The following is a 17,282-nucleotide window of genomic DNA, read 5'->3' as shown; positions in this document are numbered from 1 at the left end:
AATGATCAAATTGACTAATAAGAACAGTAAATAGCCACCCCTTTGACACAGCTTTCCGGCTTAGTACTGGTATCTCTTTTAGTGTGCCGATGAGATTTAATACCCGCGGGATTTTATTGGTGAGGGTTCAACATACCGCACCTTGTTTTGGACCCGGTAGCTTAGGGACAGTTATGAAGCTCTTGCGCTTTCTCAAGAGTTGGTGGAACGAGGTACCGGACAGCCAGCCCGGTACCGAGGCGCGTGCTCCAGTCCAGAGCGCTCAGGCAAGGCCGCGTGTTCATCGCAAAATGCTGCCTGTCGTTCGATATCTCGAGAAAATTCGTAACAGCACCGGTGATTTGAACTTTCGCTACGTTGGGCCGAATCAAATGAATGGCGATGCAGAGGAGATACAGATCTTCATTTTGGACCAGAACCATGAACGCGGTGTCACAGTCCGCTATCTAGATCACCTAGAGCTCTACTTCATTGATGGTCCAAGCGCTCAGAAACTTCATCAGAAGACGGCGCGGGAAGTCCTCGCAAGCCTATCGGAGATTCTGACTGATGCCTTTCCGGGGCAAGAGCTGTGGGGGGCTCCATCCGCCCAGGACCGAAAATATCAGAGTTGACAGCCACACCTGCGGAGGTATCGCAAGCGGAAACTCCTGCCAGCCCCCGTGTTACGGCTGTGGTGCGGTCTTGGCTTTCCGGATGCGGGCGTGTGCGTGGATCGATGTGGCGATGGCACTGGTTGCAAGGATGGTGAGAATCATTGGAAGCGCGCTGTCGCTCTGCAGGTAACCGACAAAAAGAGTGATGCAGGCCGAGAGTGTCATCTGCATAAATCCGGCAAGACCGGCTGCGGCACCGGCGATTTTAGGATTCACGCTCACGCTTCCCGCAGTTGCGCTTGGCAGGCTGAGTCCATTGCCAAAGGTGATCAAAGCCATCGGGCCAAATATCGTGACCAGGTTGATGTTGCCTGTGAGCGCAAGGAGACACATTGTAACCGCGCCGGCAAGGGAGAGGCTGCTGCCCAGCGTGATCATCGTATCCGTACCCATGCGCTCCGCCAGACGGCCGGTCAGGAAATTACCAGACATATAGCCAAGCGCGACGAATACGAAACAGATCCCGTAAACCGATGTTGGCTGTGCCATCAATTCGATGGCGATAAAGGGCCCCCCTGAGAGAAAGGCAAAGAAGGCGCCCGACGTAAAAGCTGCATTAAACGCGTAGTGCCGAAATTCGCGCGATTTCAGCAACCCGCTATAGCTCAACAGTATTCCTCTGAGACCCGGTATGGGGCGCAGGTCGAAGTTGGTTTCAGGTAGTTTCAGGAGCGTCGCAAGCAGGACGATAAAGCCGGCTGCAGTGACAAAGAGGAAACCCGCCCGCCAGTTGAACCATTGATCGAGAACGCCGCCAATAAGGGGAGAAATCATTGGCACGACGACCATGCCGACGGTGATGTAACCAATCATGCTTGCTGATTTTTCGCGGCTATGCATGTCCCGTACGATGGCCCGGCTCAGCACCAAACCCGCGCACCCGCCAACCGCTTGCAGGGTTCGGGAGATCAAGAGCCAGACTATCGAGGTTGCGAAGGCCGAGGCGATGCTGCCCAGCAAAAAGAGGCAGAGGCCGATCAGGAGCACGGGCCTGCGGCCAAAGCGGTCGGAGAGGGGGCCGTAAAGGAGTTGCGCGACAGCCGTACCAAAGAGGTACAGCGTAATTGTCAGCTGGATCGTGCCATAGCTTACGTCAAAGACGCGCTGCATGCCCGGCATCGATGGCGTGAATATATTTAACGCAAGCGGACCGACCGCCGCGACGGCGATCAAAATGGCAAGGGCCGGGCGGGGTGGACGAGACGTCACTGTGCGCAGGAGCCTCCCTGGCAAACGCGGGTTGGGCGGACAAAGACTGGGAAGAGGTTATTCAACTCGGGACGTATCAGATTACATGGCACGGATTAACTTGTCGCCCCAAACGTCAGGCTGCAGTGCGAATTTCCGCTTTGAGATCGTTCCGGTGCGCGTTGCGTCACTGGGGAATTGAAATTAGTTCCTCAATTTAAAGTCGATATGTGCGCAGGAAATAAAATTTTTACTGTGTTAAGAGTAAAAGTGCGATCATGTATTATATGTTTCACTTCTTTGAAAGGTAGTTCAATACAGGATTAATGAAAAATTCTTTGCATTTCCTCATGTAGAGTGTATAGCCGACTGGTTTGGTGATTTCCTATAAAGAATTTCTATGTTTGACGTCAAACAATCGGCAAGTGCATTTCGAGATACGATCAAGTCTCAACCATTAGCAAGACTCTATGATTATTGGGTGTCCAAGTCTCGTGGGGGGCGCCTACCGAGCCGTGCTCAAATCGACCCCTTGGACGTTCCCGAATTGCTTCCCATTATCTTTCTCGTCGATGTGGCTTGGTCGAGGGGCGAGCCGGATTTCCGCTTCCGGCTGGTTGGCAGCAAGATCACGGAGATCGTTGGGTCTGATCCGACGGGCCGGAATTTCTCATCCTTTTACGACGACGCCAACCTGGCGCCCATGACAGAGCTCTACAGTCGTGTGGCCCGGCACGGAGAGCCCTTCGTTAACAACTCCTCTGCGCCCTTCTCGGATAAGGACTTTGTCAAGCTCGCGCGTTTGTTGCTGCCGCTCTCCGAGGATGGCGAGCAGGTCGACATGATCCTTGGGGCACTGGTTTTCGAGAACGTTTAAGTCTAGAGAAGCTTCTCGATCACTTCAGTGAGTTCGTCTTCTTCGACGTGAGTCTTTTGAGCGCCTTCGGCATGGACGAAGTTGAAGGCGAGAGCACCTTTCCTGTCGAATACGAAGACGGACGGAATACGGCTTACGGTGCCGAAGTCGGCTGATATCTCTTCACCCTTTCCCAGAGTCTTGAAGCCGGGGTTTTTGAGATCAAGGAAGCTCTGCAAGCGGGCGTCACTGCCCAGGCCGGAGAAAGACTCGAAGATGTTTACCGCGAGGATTTCAACCGCTTCGCCGTCGAACTTGGTCCGAACAGCTTCAAGATGATCGAACTCCGGATTGCAGGGCGGGCACCAGCTGGCGAAGAACGCGACAACGACAACCCGGTTTTCCAGGTCTTGGGCCTCGATGCCACTGCCACGCAGGGTCGGAAGTGCAGCAATTGCTTCACGCTTTGGCGCGTCCAGAACGGTCGTCTCCGCCTGTGCCATCCGATCAGTAAAGGGGCCGGCCAGGAACCCTGCCAAAAGGGCAATAGCTGCGGTGTTGCGCAATTTTTTCCAGGAGTACTTTGACATACTGCAAACATGGCCGCTGAGAGTTTGTCGATCAACATGGCAAGGACTTCCCTCACGCAGAGTTTATGCGCTGTGACAGGAGAGAATGACGTCATTCCTAATTGTTTCGCACGCCTCTTAAGCTGGTTTCCGGGCACCGGCAGCAAGGAACTGCAGATAATCCCGGGCTACGGCCGCCGCAGCCACGCTGATAAGCTCTGCTCCGTGGGCGGGCGTTGCAAGCGCCGAATGGGATCCCACCCGTCCATCTGGAAAACGCTTTCTATGCTCGTCCGGAGGGCCATGCCGGTCGCCTGAGTGCGCTTGCAGGAAGCCATCGGGCAGGGGCTCGGGCGGCGTTTCAGAGAGCGGATGCGGCGGCACAAGACGGTGCGCTGCCTGGGTGATCGCAACCTCGGAAGGCGTCCCGTGCATTCCTTCCCAATGACCGTAGTATCTGTCTCGCAGAACGTTCACGTCATCGAAGTCCCACCAACTGCGGATCCGGATACGCGCGTTGGCGTGCCGCGCCGCCACGGCTTCAAGAGGCGCAAGGTTTGCGCCATGACCATTCAAAAAGTAAATGCTCTCGAAGCCATGGTGCATGAGCCCTTCCATGATCTCACTCACCAGGCTTTCGAAGACATCTGCGGAGAGCGAAAGGGTACCAGGAAAATCCATGTTAAAGGGCGCCGGTGTGAGTGCCAGTGTGGGGGCAACGATGGCGCCGGCAGATTGCGCGGCGGTTTCAGCGATTTTTTCGGCACATAGCGCGTCCGTTCCTATCAATCCGATCGGGCCATGCTGCTCGGTTGAACCGGCCGGCATGATGATACCGCGCGACCTTCTCAAGTAGTCCTCTACCTCGGGCCAGGTCATCATCTGCAGTTTCATGGCGCAATCAGCTCATCCGTGTCTTTGCGGCTTACTGAAACGAAAAAAGGGGGCTTAGCCCCCTTCTTTTGCTATTCGGTCAAACGCCATTTCTTTCCGAGCTCTTCAAAGAAACCCGACTCTTTTTTCAGCGTGATCCAGGTGTTGACGTAATTGATCCAGACCTGATCGTCCTGTGGCAGAAGCATCGCGATCGGTGTGCGCGCCCGCGGCGCAGAGACCGGCACGATTTTCAGGTCCGCGTACTTTTCGACCAGCTTGAAAGCTTCGACGTTCGAGGTGATGTGTGCATCCGCACGACCGGCCAGAACCTCTTGAAAGTCGCGGGCCGGCGCCTCAACGATCCTGTGGCTGGCGTTCGGGAAGAAGCTTTTGACCTGTTTCTCCTGGGTCGTGCCGAGCGTTGCCGCCACGGTGACACCTTCCACGTCCAGATCAGCCCAGTCTTTGAACTTGTCGCCGCTCTTTGCGTTCACCAGCGGCACGGTTGCCAACGCGAAGTAACTGGCGGAATAGCCCGCGGCCTTTGCCCGGGACGGCGAAACCGAAGCCGATCCGGTGATATGGTATTTACCGGCGGTGACGCCGCTGACCAGCGTTTTCCAGTCCGTCGGCACGAACTCAACCGTGACCCCAAGGTCTGAAGCGAGCTGAGTCATGACGTCAATGTCGTAACCGGTATAGCTGTTGCTTGCCGGGTCTTTCATGGTCATGGGATTCCAGTCACCGGTCGTCCCGACCTTGAGCACGCCTTCGCTCAAAATGTCTTTCAGAGCCGATTGTGCCTGAACCTGCGTTGTTGCCAACAGCAGCACGACCGCTGTCGATGCCAGTTTAAGAAACTTCATTGCCTTCTCCCAGTTTCCCTGTGCCTAAAAGGATGTCCTGCAGCAAAACTCAAGTTATCGAGCCTTAAATCCGGGTTGCACGCCAGCAAAATTTGCGTGTTTCTCACGTCTTAAGTTGCCGAGCGCTGCGATCACAAAGCAGGACCAATCACATTGCTTCCGTAACGCGATATCATCCTGTCGAAGTCTCGAAATTGCAAGAAAATGAATTTATTGCGTGTGGCGTTATATTGCAGATAGACTTTCCGCGAAAATAAATCCCGCGAGAAGCGCAGGAAAAAGGGGGACGAGCCGTGGGAGAGGGTGCGGTGCCGATTATCCGTTTCGAAGCGGTCGACAAGTTTTTCGGCAGCTTCCAGGTGCTCAAAAAAATTTCACTGGAAGTCGCGCTGGGGGAACGTGTTGTCGTCTGTGGCCCGTCCGGCTCGGGAAAATCCACGTTAATCCGCTGTATCAACGGGCTGGAGCAGCATGAGTCCGGCACCTTAAGCGTTGAGGGCACGAAACTCGGCCACGACCATGCAAGTCTGAATAAAGTGCGTTCCAGCGTTGGAATGGTCTTTCAGCAGTTCAATCTTTTTCCACACCTGACAGCGATCGAAAATCTCATGTTGGGACCCGTCCGGGCGCGCAAGCTGCCCCGCGAGGAAGCCCGGGATCTCGCGCAGCGCTATCTGGAGCGGGTACGCATTCCCGAGCAGGCCGATAAGTATCCCCGGCAGCTCTCAGGTGGTCAGCAACAACGTGTGGCGATTGCTCGGTCTCTTTGCATGGAGCCGCGCATCATGCTGTTCGATGAACCGACTTCGGCACTGGACCCGGAGATGATCAATGAAGTCCTCGACGTGATGACGGAACTGGCCGAGAGCGGGATGACGATGATCTGTGTGACCCATGAAATGGGGTTTGCCCGCCGTGTCGCCGACAAAATGGTCTTCATGGACCACGGCGAAATCGTTGAGGAAGCCGGTCCCGAGACCTTCTTCAATACGCCCAAGAGCCGGCGCTGCCAGGATTTCCTTCAGAAGATTTTGCAGCACTAGGAAGGCATGAAGATGTACCGAGCAATAATCTGCCTTTTGATGCTGACACTGGTCTCCGGCTGCTCCGATCAATGGGGTTGGTACGTGGTCGATCCGACCACGAAGAACGGCGCGGTCAATCTGCAGTTTCTGCTCAGTGGCCTCTACTACACCGTCCTCCTGTCGGTGACCGCGATCAGCATATCGGTCGTTGTCGGCTTGCTGATCGCGCTGCCCGGTCTCTCCTCCAATCGGTCCATGCGTGTCGTCAGCCGCACTTACGTCGAGGTGGTTCGGGCGGTCCCGATTCTGGTGTTGATCCTTTGGGTTTATTATGGTCTGCCTCAGCTCTCAGGTCTGACCATCACCGTGTTCTGGGCCGGTGTAATCGCACTCGCTCTATCGGATAGCGCATTCGAAGCGGAGATTTTTCGCGCGGGTATTCAGTCGATTGCAAAGGGACAGTACGAGGCCGCGCATTCAATTTCCCTGTCCTACGCCGACACCATGCGCTTCGTGATCCTGCCCCAGGCCATTCGGCGGATCCTGCCGGCTTTGGGCAACCAGCTTGTCTATATGCTGAAGATGTCGTCGCTGGTCTCGGTGATCGGCATGCAGGAACTGACCCGTAAGGCCAATGAACTGGTGGTCAGTGAATACCGGCCGCTCGAGATCTACACCATCCTGGTGCTTGAGTATCTGGTTTTGATCCTGATCGTCTCGGCCGGCGTGCGCTGGCTGGAGCGGCGGATGCAATCGGACGAACGCAATTAGGGCGTAGGAATTGAGGAACGAGAAATGTCGGCTTGGATAAAAATGACTCCCGATGAAGAGGCGGACGAGGCGTTGCGTGATGTCCTCTCTCTGGCGCGGACACCGCATGGTACGGTCGACAATGTGATGCGGGTGCATTCCTTGCGGCCCAACACCATGCGCGGTCATGTCATTCTCTACCGCGCGGCCCTGCACGACGAGGCAAATACACTTCCGATGTGGCTACAGGAGACAATCAGTTCCTATGTTTCCATCCTCAACGACTGCGCATACTCGCTCGCCAATCACTGGGCAAACGCCCGTCATCTGATCGGCGATGAAGCGCGGGCGGATGCCATCGGGGAAGCCCTGCGGGCTCGCCGTCCCGAGACGGTTTTTGGGGGCCGCGAGCTTGCGCTTTTGGAATACGCCGCGAAATTGACATTGAAACCTGGCGAGATGGTGGAGAACGACGTCGAGGCTCTTCGAAAGCAGGGTATCGATGATGGAGAGATCCTCGAAGCCAATCAGATCGTCGGTTACTTCAACTATGTGAACCGCCTGCTGAACGGGCTCGGCGTGACCACCGACGGCGATACCGTCGGCTATTACGCTGAATCTTGACATATTGCTTAAAATGCAACTATTTTATTTATAAGCAATAATTTGAGTCCAGGAGCACCCCGATGAACTACGCCCAAGCGAAGCGGTTTGACGATGATCTGATCCCGGTCATCGACATATCGCCGCTGCGCGACGGCAGCGATCCGCTGGCTGTGGGGAAGGCGCTTCATGCCGCCAGCAGCGGCCTCGGCTTCATCTATATCAAGGGGCACGGGATTCCTGACAGCGTCATTGAAACCGCGCGAGAGACGGCACTTCGGTTTTTTCGCAGCAACCCTGACGACAAGGAAGGCATCCGGATCTCGGCGCATCACCGGGGTTGGCTGGGGCAGGGCGGCGCCAAGATGCAGGATGATGCCAAGGCCGATCTCAAAGAGAGCTTTATCTGGGGATATCAGGCTGAAGACGGCAGCGTGCCGGGCGATCACCCTTTGCGGGGTCCAAACCTCTGGCCGGACTTTCTGCCTGACATGCAGTCGCACGCCATGGCCTATTTCGCTCATGCACATGAGGTCGCGCATCATCTCATGAGAGGCTTCGCCCTGGGGCTTGGTCTCGATCCCCGGTTCTTTCTCCGAAATAGCGAGCGCCCTCTGAGCCGCGCGTCCTTTGTCTATTATCCGCCGCAGCCGGAGGAGATGGGGACAGCACAGTTCGGAGTTGGACCACATACGGATTTTGGTGTTCTCACGGTCCTTTGCCAGGATTCCGTCGGAGGCTTGCAGGTGCAGGACGTCAACGGCGACTGGATCGAAGCACCGCCAATTGAGGGCAGTCTGATCGTCAATGTCGGCGATCTTCTGGCCCGCTGGACGGATCACGCCTACACCTCAACACCGCACAGGGTGGTCAACAGCTCCGGCAGGGAACGTTTGTCGCTTGTCCTGGCCTTCGATCCGGACCCAGAGACGGTGATCGATGCGCGGGAAATCTACGGGGCCGCACATGAGCCAAGAGAACCGGCCACAACCTGTGGCGACTATCTTGTCTGGCGCTTTGAAAAAGCCTTCTCCTACCGGAAAGCATGACAGGGATGCGGGAACCCGAAACCAGTGAAGCTACGGACCTGGCCATCGGCGTTGCGTTGAGGGCCTTGCGCGAAGAGCAAGGGTTGTCGGCGCGCAATCTTGCCCTGGCATCAGGTGTTTCCGCATCCATGGTCAGCCGGATCGAGAGCGGTCAGGTCTCGCCGTCGATCTCAACATTGAACGCGCTGAGCCGGACACTGAACGTTCCGCTGGTGAGCCTTTTCCGGGAGACGACGACAAACCACACCGACTTCACTTTTGTCCGAAGCGGTGAAGGTCTGCGCTCGACCCGTATCGTCGAACAGCACGAGCACGAATTCATCAACCTGGCGTTCCACACCCGCCACGATCTGCAGTTCGAAGCCCGGCGTGTGACCCTGCGCCGTCAAACGGCGCGGCCGCCTATCTACGTCGGCCATGGCGTGGTCTTCATCTATGTTCTGGCGGGCGAGGCGGTCTACGGTTACGGCGACCGGGACATGGTCATGAAGGCGGGCGACAGCCTCAGTCTCGATTCCGAGCTCAGTCACGGTTTTCGCCGGGTCGTGAGTGAGGAGTTCACGTTTCTGACCGTGCAGGCGGAGCGGAGGCGATGACGAAGAAGAGCGTGATCGAGGACAGGCTCGAGAAAGCGGCCCGGAACCTCTTGCTGCATTGCGGCGGCTTTTCACCCGGCAGTGAGATTTTGATCCTTCATGAAGATCCGGCCCTGGGCTGGTATGACGAGGCTCTGCCGAAGACAGTCGCACGGCAGGCGGAGCGTCTCGGACTGAAACCGAAGTGTGTGATGGTCGGCGCACCATCCGAACTGCTGGACCCGGTCACTGCCGAACTCAGCGAGCGCTATGGCAATGTCATCTATTTTGCCCGTATCGGCGACCAGGATCGTTTCGCAGAGGTCCAGCCCGGCAAAACGAAAATTATGTGCTACCTCCGAAATGCCGAGATGCTGGCGTCGGATTTCGCTACTGTGGATCATGGGGCCATGCAGTCTCTGAAGAGAGCGGTCGACCAGGTTCTTCTGAACGCCCGCCGGATCGAGATCACCTGTCCGCTCGGCAGCCGGATCGAGGGCGCGCCCGCCGATGTGACACCGGGAGAATCCGCCGAGGTTTCCATTCGCCGCTTTCCGCTCGGCGTGCCGCAGCCGCTCGACGCGCGTGGCTTTGGCGGGCGCGTGGCTCTGGCGCGCTACCTGACGCCAACAGGTTCAAAAGCTTATGAGCCAGCCTTTCTAAAGCTTGAGACGCCTGTCTTCGCGCAGATCGAGGCAGGCCGTATTGTCTCATTTTCCGGTGACGCTGCTGCCGTGGACCCGGTCCAGCGGCACTACGATCATGTCTCCGGGCTTTTCGCGATCGATCCGGCTGCCGTGCACTCCTGGCACGCGGGGATACATCCTGGTTGTTCTTATGGCTGGGCCGCGGAAGACAACCCTGACCGCTGGTCGAACACGGTGTTTAACAACCCGCGGGTTCTGCACTTCCATACCTGCGGGGCCTATGCCCCCGGAGAGATCTGTTGGATGCTGCTGGACCCCAGCGTGCATGTCGATGGAACGGCGCTCTGGGAGCAGGGACGCCTGCGGCCCGAGAGATTTCCGCAAACACAAGCGAGCCTGGATGAATGGCCCGTCTTGCAGAGACTGATTGATAATCCGTCGATGAGGATTGGAGTGTAAGGCTTTTCGCCGGATAGCCCTTTCAGTCTGGCAATCCGGCGCGTTGGCGCAAAATCTCGTCCCTGATTGAGAGTTCATGGCCTGCGAGATCCGCTGCCGCCGGAGAGCAGAGGTATGCGATGACTTGGGCGGGCACGTCGGCCGGCGCGTGCTCTTCCCGGTTCATCTGACTGACCCGATTGATTCCCGATGCCTTGATCGTCACCTGCATATCCGTATCGACGGTACCGGGTGCGAAGCCGAAGACCCTGACGCCGTTCGTAGCGTATTCCAGCGCCGTTGCCTGAGTAAACATGGCAACAGCCGCTTTGCCGCTGCAGTAGGCGCTCCAGCCCTTGAGCGCGTTGTGGGCCGCACCCGAGCTGATGTTGATGATCACGCCATCTCTGTGCATCAGATCGCGCAAGGCTGCGCGGGTGCAGTGGTAGACCCCGAGAAGATTGATGTTGATGTTTGCGGCCCAGTCCGCCGGGTCGCCATCCAGAATACTTCCGATCGGCTCGATAACGCCGGCATTGTTGATCAGGATCGACGTGGGTCCGAAAGCCTCTGAGGTCTTCTCGACCAGTGCCGTGACGGCTGCATAGTCCGAGACATCGCATCCAACCGCCAGGGCGTTACCGCCCGCGGCCTTGATCTCTTCCGTGATGGCTTCGCATTTCTCAAGGCTTCTGGCCGCCAGAACGACTTTCGCACCACAGCTGGCGAGCGTTTTGGCGGCGGCTTCTCCGATCCCTTTGCTGGCACCCGTGACGATGGCGACCTGGCCTGAAAGATCCTGCATTGACAATCATTCCCTGATTTCTGACGTGTCGATTCTGAGTGACGGATACGATTGTCATCATTCCGCACTCCAGGGCAAGCCGGAGGTTCAGAGTGTGATTTGCTTAAAGCGCTTCGGTCCTGACCTTGTTGCCGGGATCCGTGACCAGGACCGTGGAGGCGGGAACCTGCTGCCACTCGCCGACAGCTGTATCGAGCGGTTCGGATACGATTAGCGTATGTTCCGATCTCTCTTGCCAGAAAAGGCTTGGCGGATGCGCGTCGGTCGAGAAACGAACCGCATAGTTGGTCCGGCCGTCGGTCAGCGCAGCGGTGCAGCGGAAGGGTTTCCTTGAACCAGACGCTTCTGTGGATCTTGCCACTTCCTCGAGGGTCGCGCGCAGGGCCTTGAGAGGGTTTTCTTCCAAACCAAAGTGGAACAGCAGGTAAAAGATCAGCTCGCTATCGGTCGAGCCTTCACGGCGCGCATAAAGATCGTCATGCAACAATGCCTCCAGCCGGCGGCGCTGAAGTTCGTAATCACCGATCTGGCCGTTGTGCATGAAGAGCCACTTGCCGTAGGTGAAAGGGTGGCAATTTCGGCGCGAGGTCGCGGTGCCGGTCGAGGCGCGGATATGGGCGAAGAAGTGACCGCTGCGGATGCTGGAGGCCAGACTGCGCAGATTGCAGTCGCTCCAGGCCGGAAGGACTTCACGGTAAACGCCCGGGACATCGCGTTCCCCATACCAGCCGAGCCCGAATCCATCCCCATTGACGCTTACCTTCGCCTTGCAGGAATGAAGGCTCTGAGCTGCCAAGGAATTGTCGGGCGTGAAAATCAGATCCTCAGGGAAAATCGGGGATCCGCTATAGGCCAACCATCTGCACATGCCGGGTGTCCTCGCATGCTCTAGTCTTTAAGAGCTGCGTCATTTAACCGGAAACCCATGATGTTTCGGTTAACTTGGAGGGAGGGGATGGAAGCGGTGAGCCGGCGTTATTCGGCTGCTACGGGTTGAATGGGCGCCTGTTTCGCCGGCTGACGAGCATCGCCGGAAAGCCGTACCCGGTTCGTGACCATGCGGTCATGCAGGCGCGTGATAATTGCGCTGCCCGTCTTCTCAAAGAGGAACGGGAATACCGCATGGACCATTGCGGCGAAAGCGCCACAGAGCATGGCAACGCCGAAGGAGGCGCTCATAACCATGTGCTGCCCGTAGGTTTCGTTGACGGAATTGGGATGCTCGGTGAAAAGCGTTTTCATGGTGATCCATAGCTCGTTTTGTCACATTCGAATTAAAACGATAATGCGCCTCTCTTGAAAAATGGTTCTTAATATGCGCTTATATGGCTCTAATTTCCGTATTGTGTACTCAATTTAAGTGAAAAAATGGAACAAAATTCCTTGAATTCCATAGATCGAAAAATTTTGGAGTGCTTGCAGGAAGATGCCGGCCTGCCGGTCGCAGATATTGCCGAACGAGTCGGGCTGTCCAAAACACCCTGCTGGCGGCGGATCCGCCATCTTGAAGAGAGCGGTGTTCTGCGGCGCCGCGTCGCCCTGTTGGATCGGGACAAACTCAATCTTGGTGTAACGGTTTTCGTCGGCGTCAAGACGAGCAAGCACGATGTTAAGTGGCTGGAAGAATTTGCGAAAGTCGTCGTGAACTTCCCGGAGGTCATGGAGTTTTATCGCATGAGCGGCGACGTTGACTACATGCTGCGCGTTGTGGTTCCGGATATTGCAGCCTACGACGCCTTTTACCAGCGTCTGATTCAACGCATTGATCTGACCGATGTCAGTTCCAGCTTTGCGATGGAAGAGATCAAGTACACGACGGCTCTGCCGCTCGCTTATGCCGGGTAGTGCCTTCGCAAGGCGAGGAGTCTTGCGGCCACGCCGCTCCCTCCGCTAATACTATCATCTGATTTGCTGATCTATTCCGGATGATTGCCCAGGGCGGAGGTTTTGGTGCGATTGCCGGGGACTTCATTTTCAACGAGAGAAACAGGCGCAGTCGAACCTGCAGGCATCGGTTTGTGTTGCGCTAAGGGAGATATTCATGAGCAAGAAAGTCGCTTTCCTCGGCCTTGGCGTAATGGGATTTCCAATGGCCGGCCATCTGGCCAACGACGGTTACGATGTGACTGTTTACAATCGCACGCCCGCAAAGGCTGAGGCCTGGGCAGAGAAGTACAAGGGAAAGACCGCGGCGACTCCCCGTGAAGCTGCGCTGGATGCTGAGATCGTCATGGCCTGTGTCGGCAACGATGATGATCTTCGCTCGGTTGTCCTTGGCGAGGATGGCGCTTTCAGCGGCATGGGCAAGGGCACTATTTTCGTCGATCACACCACGGCATCCGCAGACGTCGCGCGTGAGCTGGCGGCGGCGGGTGAAACCCTTGGCATCGGCTTCATCGATGGCCCCGTCTCAGGCGGGCAAGCCGGGGCGGAAAACGGTGTTCTGACTGTCATGTGCGGTGGCGATGAGGCCTCTTTTTCCGCTGTGAAAGGGGCCGTGGAATCCTACGCACAGGCCGTGACATTGCTGGGTCCGGTCGGCGCGGGGCAGCTGACGAAAATGGTCAATCAGATCTGCATTGCCGGCCTCGTTCAGGGGCTGTCGGAAGGTATGCACTTCGCTCAAAAAGCGGGTCTGGATGCCAAGCAGGTCGCCGGAGTGATTTCCAAAGGCGCGGCACAGTCCTGGCAGATGGAAAACCGCTACGACTCCATGGTGGACGACAAGTTCGATTTTGGGTTTGCGGTCGACTGGATGCGCAAGGACCTGGGTATCGCGCTGGCCGAAGCGGACCGCTTGAACACAAGTCTGCCGGTTACCGCGCTGGTCGATCAGTTCTACGGTGATGTTCAGGCTCTGGGCGGTGGCCGCTGGGATACCTCCAGCCTGATCCGGCGCTTGCGGCAGTTGGGTAAGAGTTATAAAGCTTGAGCGTCGTTGAGGTTTGGTTCAGGGAGACTCTGTCATGGGCGAGACGATAGAACTCACCACGTCGGACGGCCACAAGCTCGGCGGGTATCGCGCGGAGCCGACGGGTGAAGCTAAGGGCGGTGTCGTGATCGTTCAAGAGATCTTTGGTGTGAACGGGCATATCCGTCACGTCTGCGACAGCTACGCCGAAGCGGGTTATGTGGCGGTGGCGCCGGCTCTATTCGACCGCATCGAGCCGGGTCTTGAGCTGGAGTATGACGAGGCGGGCACCGCGCGGGGGCGCAAACTGCGCCTGGAAATAGCCTGGGACGACGCGGTGAAGGACATCGAAGCTGCGATGGCCAGTCTGTCACGCCACGGCAAAGTCGGTGTTGTGGGGTATTGCTATGGGGGCTCGGTGGCCTGGTTGAGCGCCACCCGTCTCCGGCCCGCAGCAAGCGTATGTTACTACGGCGGGCAAATCCTCGAGTTCAAGGACGAACCCCCGAATTGTCCTGTCCAAATGCACTTCGGCAGCACGGATCCGATGATCCTGCCCGAACATGTCGAGGCGATAAAAGAGGCGCAAGCCGATGCTCAGGTTGAGGTGTTTCTCTATGATGCCGGACACGGTTTCACCTGCGATGAGCGCAGCGGCTTTCACGCGGAAAGCACGGCGCTCGCGAAAAGCAGAACCCTGGCGTTTCTGGACCGGTTTATGACGTAGCAGCTCTCGGCCGGTAAAGGCGATTAACGGATCTTTTGCCCTGTGGTTTTAAAGTCTACGGGATGCGGGTTTTGAAATTGGGGCCTGGGCAGACACGTGACCTTGCAGCTTGGAGAAATGCTCGAAACGCTCCGCCGTGACGGTGTCTCGGTGCATGAGGGTTTTGTCTCATGTGATCTGCTGGACGGTCTTCGGGAGGAGTTCGAACGCATTCTCAAAATGCCTGACGACGGCATCGTGCACATCGAGCATCAGCCGGGAAGAGCCTTCCGCATCGCTTTGGATGATCCGGGGCTTCGAACAGGCAAGCTGCAGAACTCGTCCCTTGCCTCCGTTTTCTTCAATGAGACTCTGGAAAAACTCGCGTCGGCCTATTTGCCTGGTTCAGATTTCTGTAACGCCGTGATTGGGACAAAAGAGTTCCAAGCCATGCCCTTATCCGACATCCATTTCGATACGCACCGCAGCCTGAAATTCATGATCTATCTTGATGATACGACAGCCGCGAACGGCGCGTTCTGTTACGTCAAGGGATCGCAGAGGCAAAACACCAGCTACCGCAAGCGTTTTGCCCAGTTGGGCGGTGTTCCGGAGTTGATCCCCAACGCCTTGCCTGAGGAACACCGCGCGCATGCCACCAGCATCGAAGCCGTGGCCGGCACTCTTATTGTATTCGACACGGATGGCTTTCATGCAGGCGGCGTTCTGCAGCCCGGAACGACCCGCCGTGTCTTGCGCGCTCAGTGCAAAGCAAGCGCGTCTGGCAGCTGGAAGGTGATGAAGTTGCTGCCTTACCGGATCAGGTACAGTGATTTCAATCCGGCCATGCTCTTCAGCAGAATTGCCGCACCCAGCTACCGCGCGACGAAAGGCACCAGCCGCGCACAGCCTGTTGACTAAGCTACCCTGATTTGGTCTTCATATCCGGATCTCCAGTTTGTCTTAACCCAATTTGTCTTAACGCTGTGGGAACTTGATTAATCATGACTCAAGCTTTGCAACGGCAGTGTCGTCGTATTCTTGAGTTCGTCCAGGAAGATGCTGGACCGCACAGTGGCGATGAAGGGTAACGCCAGAAGGCGGTGCATGAGAAAGTTGGAGAAGGCCTTCAGGTCCGGCGCCACCACCCGCAGCACGTAGTCCGCATCACCTGATACAGCGTGGCATTCCAAGACTTCGGGATAATCGTGAATGGCCGCCCTAAAGGCCTGGACCGGATTATCACCATGCTTCTCGAGCGAAACATTGACATGGGCCATCACGCCGAAGCCCAGGGTGCCGGGCTCCAAAAGAGCGGTATAGCCCCTGATGATGCCGGAATCCTCCATGCGTTTGAGCCGTCGGTAACACTGAGAAGCCGAGAGGTTGACCTGCTCGGAGAGCTCCACGTTCGACAGGCGGGCATTGGCCTGCAGGCTTGAAAGTATTTTGAGGTCCATGGTGTCAAAATGCATGAAAATACCTTATGAATCATGATTTACGCATGTTTCGTGCAAGTTATAGCGTTTTCCTACAGCAATTCGCAAGGATCTTGTGCGCTTTTTGGTGGCATAATCATAGGATAGCCAAGGCTTCGCCGTGTGCATCCAAAAGGTGCCAAAGGAAAGAGCGATGCATGGCCGAAGTCATGCGGTGCATCTGCCGCACAGCCAAATCGAGGAGAGAGTGATGAGCGACGTTTGGGAAAACCCCATGGGGACCGACGGTTTTGAATTCATTGAGTATGCCTCGCCGGATCCGAAAGCGCTGGGTGAGCTGTTTGAAACCTTCGGCTTTACAGCGGTTGCCCGCCATCGCTCAAAAGACGTCACGCTCTATCGCCAGGGGGACGTCAATTTCATCATCAATGCAGAGCGCGAAGGCTTCCCGCGCGCCTTCAGCCAACTCCATGGCCCCTCGGTTTGTGCCATTGCCTTTCGTGTTAAGGATGCCGCGGCAGCCTGTAAGCGGGCGGAGCATCTGGGCGGCTGGGTCGTAGAGAGTAAAGCCGGTCCGATGGAGTTAAACATCCCGGCGATTAAGGGGATCGGCGACTCTCTGATCTATCTTGTCGACCGCTATGGAGAGCACGGTTCGATCTACGATGTCGATTTCGTTCCCATCAAAGGTGTCGACCAGAACCCCAGGGGCGCCGGCCTGACCTACATCGATCACCTGACCCACAACGTGCACCGGGGCCGCATGGATGAGTGGGGCGGTTTTTACGAGCGGCTCTTCAATTTCAAGGAAATCCGCTACTTCGACATCGAAGGCAAACTGACCGGCCTGAAGTCCCGCGCCATGACTTCGCCCTGCGGTAAAATCCGCATCCCCATCAATGAGAGTTCCGATGACAAGTCTCAGATTGCCGAGTATCTGGAGCAGTACAATGGCGAAGGTATCCAGCATATCGCGCTGGGAACCGACGACATCTACGCTTCAGTTGAGGCTTTGACAGAGCGCGGGATCGACTTTCAACGCGACGTACCCGAGACCTATTACGAGAACATCGACGAACGCCTGCCTGGTCACGGCGAGGACGTCGAGCGCTTGAAGAGCAACCGGATCCTGATCGACGGAGCGCCCACCGAGGATGGCGGCCGTCTGCTGCAGATCTTCACCAAGACGGTCATCGGTCCGGTGTTTTTTGAGCTGATCCAGCGTAAGGGCGATGAAGGGTTTGGCGAGGGTAATTTCAAGGCGCTGTTTGACTCGATTGAACAGGACCAGATCCGGCGCGGTGTCCTGGACGTCGCGTAGAC

Annotated in this window: 21 protein-coding genes; 13 read left to right on the top strand and 8 right to left on the bottom strand. The window is 56.8% G+C overall.

The window, feature by feature from the left end; genetic code table 11:
* Positions 1-173 precede the first annotated feature (173 nt).
* The gene (locus FKG95_RS11915; RefSeq protein ID WP_142896562.1) at positions 174-614 is read left to right on the top strand and encodes a hypothetical protein; all 441 of its coding nucleotides are present in this window, start codon (positions 174-176) and stop codon (positions 612-614) included.
* 51 nt (positions 615-665) lie between these two features.
* Here FKG95_RS11915 and FKG95_RS11910 read toward each other — a convergent pair whose 3' ends face one another.
* Positions 666-1,865: a multidrug effflux MFS transporter gene (locus FKG95_RS11910; RefSeq protein ID WP_179954067.1), complete on the bottom strand. Its 1,200-nt coding sequence runs from the start codon at positions 1,863-1,865 to the stop codon at positions 666-668.
* Positions 1,866-2,244: 379 nt separating this feature from the next.
* On the opposite strand from FKG95_RS11910, the gene FKG95_RS11905 reads away from it, so the two are divergent.
* The gene (locus FKG95_RS11905; protein WP_142896560.1) at positions 2,245-2,721 is read left to right on the top strand and encodes a PAS domain-containing protein; all 477 of its coding nucleotides are present in this window, start codon (positions 2,245-2,247) and stop codon (positions 2,719-2,721) included.
* 2 nt (positions 2,722-2,723) lie between these two features.
* On the opposite strand, the gene FKG95_RS11900 is transcribed toward FKG95_RS11905, so the two are convergent.
* The 3 genes from FKG95_RS11900 to FKG95_RS11890 form a co-directional block, all read right to left on the bottom strand.
* Positions 2,724-3,290 carry a TlpA disulfide reductase family protein gene (locus FKG95_RS11900; RefSeq protein ID WP_142896559.1) on the bottom strand — a complete coding sequence of 189 codons (567 nt, stop codon included), beginning with the start codon at positions 3,288-3,290 and terminating at the stop codon, positions 2,724-2,726.
* 117 nt (positions 3,291-3,407) lie between these two features.
* Positions 3,408-4,163 (bottom strand): creatininase family protein, encoded by a 756-nt coding sequence (locus FKG95_RS11895; RefSeq protein ID WP_142896558.1) that lies wholly within the window; start codon positions 4,161-4,163, stop codon positions 3,408-3,410.
* A gap of 71 nt (positions 4,164-4,234) precedes the next feature.
* A complete protein-coding gene (locus tag FKG95_RS11890; RefSeq protein ID WP_142896557.1) occupies positions 4,235-5,011 on the bottom strand; it encodes a transporter substrate-binding domain-containing protein in 777 nt (258 codons plus the stop codon).
* Between the two features lie 293 nt (positions 5,012-5,304).
* Between FKG95_RS11890 and FKG95_RS11885 the strand changes: the two genes are divergently transcribed.
* The 6 genes from FKG95_RS11885 (at position 5,305) to FKG95_RS11860 (ending at position 10,119) form a co-directional block, all read left to right on the top strand.
* A complete protein-coding gene (locus FKG95_RS11885; RefSeq protein ID WP_281281448.1) occupies positions 5,305-6,054 on the top strand; it encodes an amino acid ABC transporter ATP-binding protein in 750 nt (249 codons plus the stop codon).
* A gap of 12 nt (positions 6,055-6,066) precedes the next feature.
* Positions 6,067-6,807 (top strand): amino acid ABC transporter permease, encoded by a 741-nt coding sequence (locus tag FKG95_RS11880; RefSeq protein WP_142896556.1) that lies wholly within the window; start codon positions 6,067-6,069, stop codon positions 6,805-6,807.
* A 24-nt stretch (positions 6,808-6,831) separates the two neighbouring features.
* Positions 6,832-7,410 carry a carboxymuconolactone decarboxylase family protein gene (locus tag FKG95_RS11875; protein ID WP_142896555.1) on the top strand — a complete coding sequence of 193 codons (579 nt, stop codon included), beginning with the start codon at positions 6,832-6,834 and terminating at the stop codon, positions 7,408-7,410.
* A 62-nt stretch (positions 7,411-7,472) separates the two neighbouring features.
* Entirely contained in the window at positions 7,473-8,438 is a 966-nt protein-coding gene (locus FKG95_RS11870) for an isopenicillin N synthase family dioxygenase (RefSeq protein WP_142896554.1), read from the top strand.
* 5 nt (positions 8,439-8,443) lie between these two features.
* Positions 8,444-9,034, top strand: a complete 591-nt coding sequence (locus FKG95_RS30325) for a helix-turn-helix domain-containing protein (RefSeq protein ID WP_142896553.1) — start codon at positions 8,444-8,446, stop codon at positions 9,032-9,034.
* The gene (locus FKG95_RS11860; protein ID WP_142896552.1) at positions 9,031-10,119 is read left to right on the top strand and encodes a hypothetical protein; all 1,089 of its coding nucleotides are present in this window, start codon (positions 9,031-9,033) and stop codon (positions 10,117-10,119) included. Before FKG95_RS30325 ends, FKG95_RS11860 begins: the two co-directional genes overlap by 4 nt.
* A 22-nt stretch (positions 10,120-10,141) precedes the next feature.
* Here FKG95_RS11860 and FKG95_RS11855 read toward each other — a convergent pair whose 3' ends face one another.
* The 3 genes from FKG95_RS11855 to FKG95_RS11845 form a co-directional block, all read right to left on the bottom strand.
* Positions 10,142-10,903 (bottom strand): SDR family NAD(P)-dependent oxidoreductase, encoded by a 762-nt coding sequence (locus FKG95_RS11855; protein WP_142896551.1) that lies wholly within the window; start codon positions 10,901-10,903, stop codon positions 10,142-10,144.
* Between the two features lie 103 nt (positions 10,904-11,006).
* Complete coding sequence (locus FKG95_RS11850; RefSeq protein ID WP_142896550.1) at positions 11,007-11,771, bottom strand: class II glutamine amidotransferase; 765 nt, start codon at positions 11,769-11,771, stop codon at positions 11,007-11,009.
* Positions 11,772-11,878: 107 nt separating this feature from the next.
* Complete coding sequence (locus tag FKG95_RS11845; protein ID WP_142896549.1) at positions 11,879-12,145, bottom strand: DUF6356 family protein; 267 nt, start codon at positions 12,143-12,145, stop codon at positions 11,879-11,881.
* Between the two features lie 126 nt (positions 12,146-12,271).
* Here FKG95_RS11845 and FKG95_RS11840 point away from each other — a divergent pair, with 126 nt between their 5' ends.
* The 4 genes from FKG95_RS11840 (at position 12,272) to FKG95_RS11825 (ending at position 15,441) form a co-directional block, all read left to right on the top strand.
* Complete coding sequence (locus FKG95_RS11840; protein ID WP_218940165.1) at positions 12,272-12,748, top strand: Lrp/AsnC family transcriptional regulator; 477 nt, start codon at positions 12,272-12,274, stop codon at positions 12,746-12,748.
* A gap of 196 nt (positions 12,749-12,944) precedes the next feature.
* Positions 12,945-13,835 carry an NAD(P)-dependent oxidoreductase gene (locus tag FKG95_RS11835; RefSeq protein WP_142896547.1) on the top strand — a complete coding sequence of 297 codons (891 nt, stop codon included), beginning with the start codon at positions 12,945-12,947 and terminating at the stop codon, positions 13,833-13,835.
* A 34-nt stretch (positions 13,836-13,869) separates the two neighbouring features.
* The gene (locus FKG95_RS11830; protein WP_142896546.1) at positions 13,870-14,541 is read left to right on the top strand and encodes a dienelactone hydrolase family protein; all 672 of its coding nucleotides are present in this window, start codon (positions 13,870-13,872) and stop codon (positions 14,539-14,541) included.
* 117 nt (positions 14,542-14,658) lie between these two features.
* Positions 14,659-15,441, top strand: a complete 783-nt coding sequence (locus FKG95_RS11825) for a phytanoyl-CoA dioxygenase family protein (RefSeq protein ID WP_142896545.1) — start codon at positions 14,659-14,661, stop codon at positions 15,439-15,441.
* A gap of 77 nt (positions 15,442-15,518) precedes the next feature.
* Here the strand turns inward: FKG95_RS11825 and FKG95_RS11820 are convergent, their stop codons facing one another.
* Entirely contained in the window at positions 15,519-15,995 is a 477-nt protein-coding gene (locus FKG95_RS11820) for an Lrp/AsnC family transcriptional regulator (protein WP_142896544.1), read from the bottom strand.
* Positions 15,996-16,209: 214 nt separating this feature from the next.
* On the opposite strand from FKG95_RS11820, the gene hppD reads away from it, so the two are divergent.
* Complete coding sequence (gene hppD / locus FKG95_RS11815) at positions 16,210-17,280, top strand: 4-hydroxyphenylpyruvate dioxygenase (RefSeq protein WP_142896543.1); 1,071 nt, start codon at positions 16,210-16,212, stop codon at positions 17,278-17,280.
* Positions 17,281-17,282 lie beyond the last annotated feature (2 nt).

Origin of the sequence: Denitrobaculum tricleocarpae (genome assembly GCF_007004665.1) — a bacterium.
Classification (GTDB): Bacteria; Pseudomonadota; Alphaproteobacteria; order Kiloniellales; family Kiloniellaceae; genus Denitrobaculum; species Denitrobaculum tricleocarpae.
This window is presented reverse-complemented; position numbering and strand designations above follow the sequence as displayed.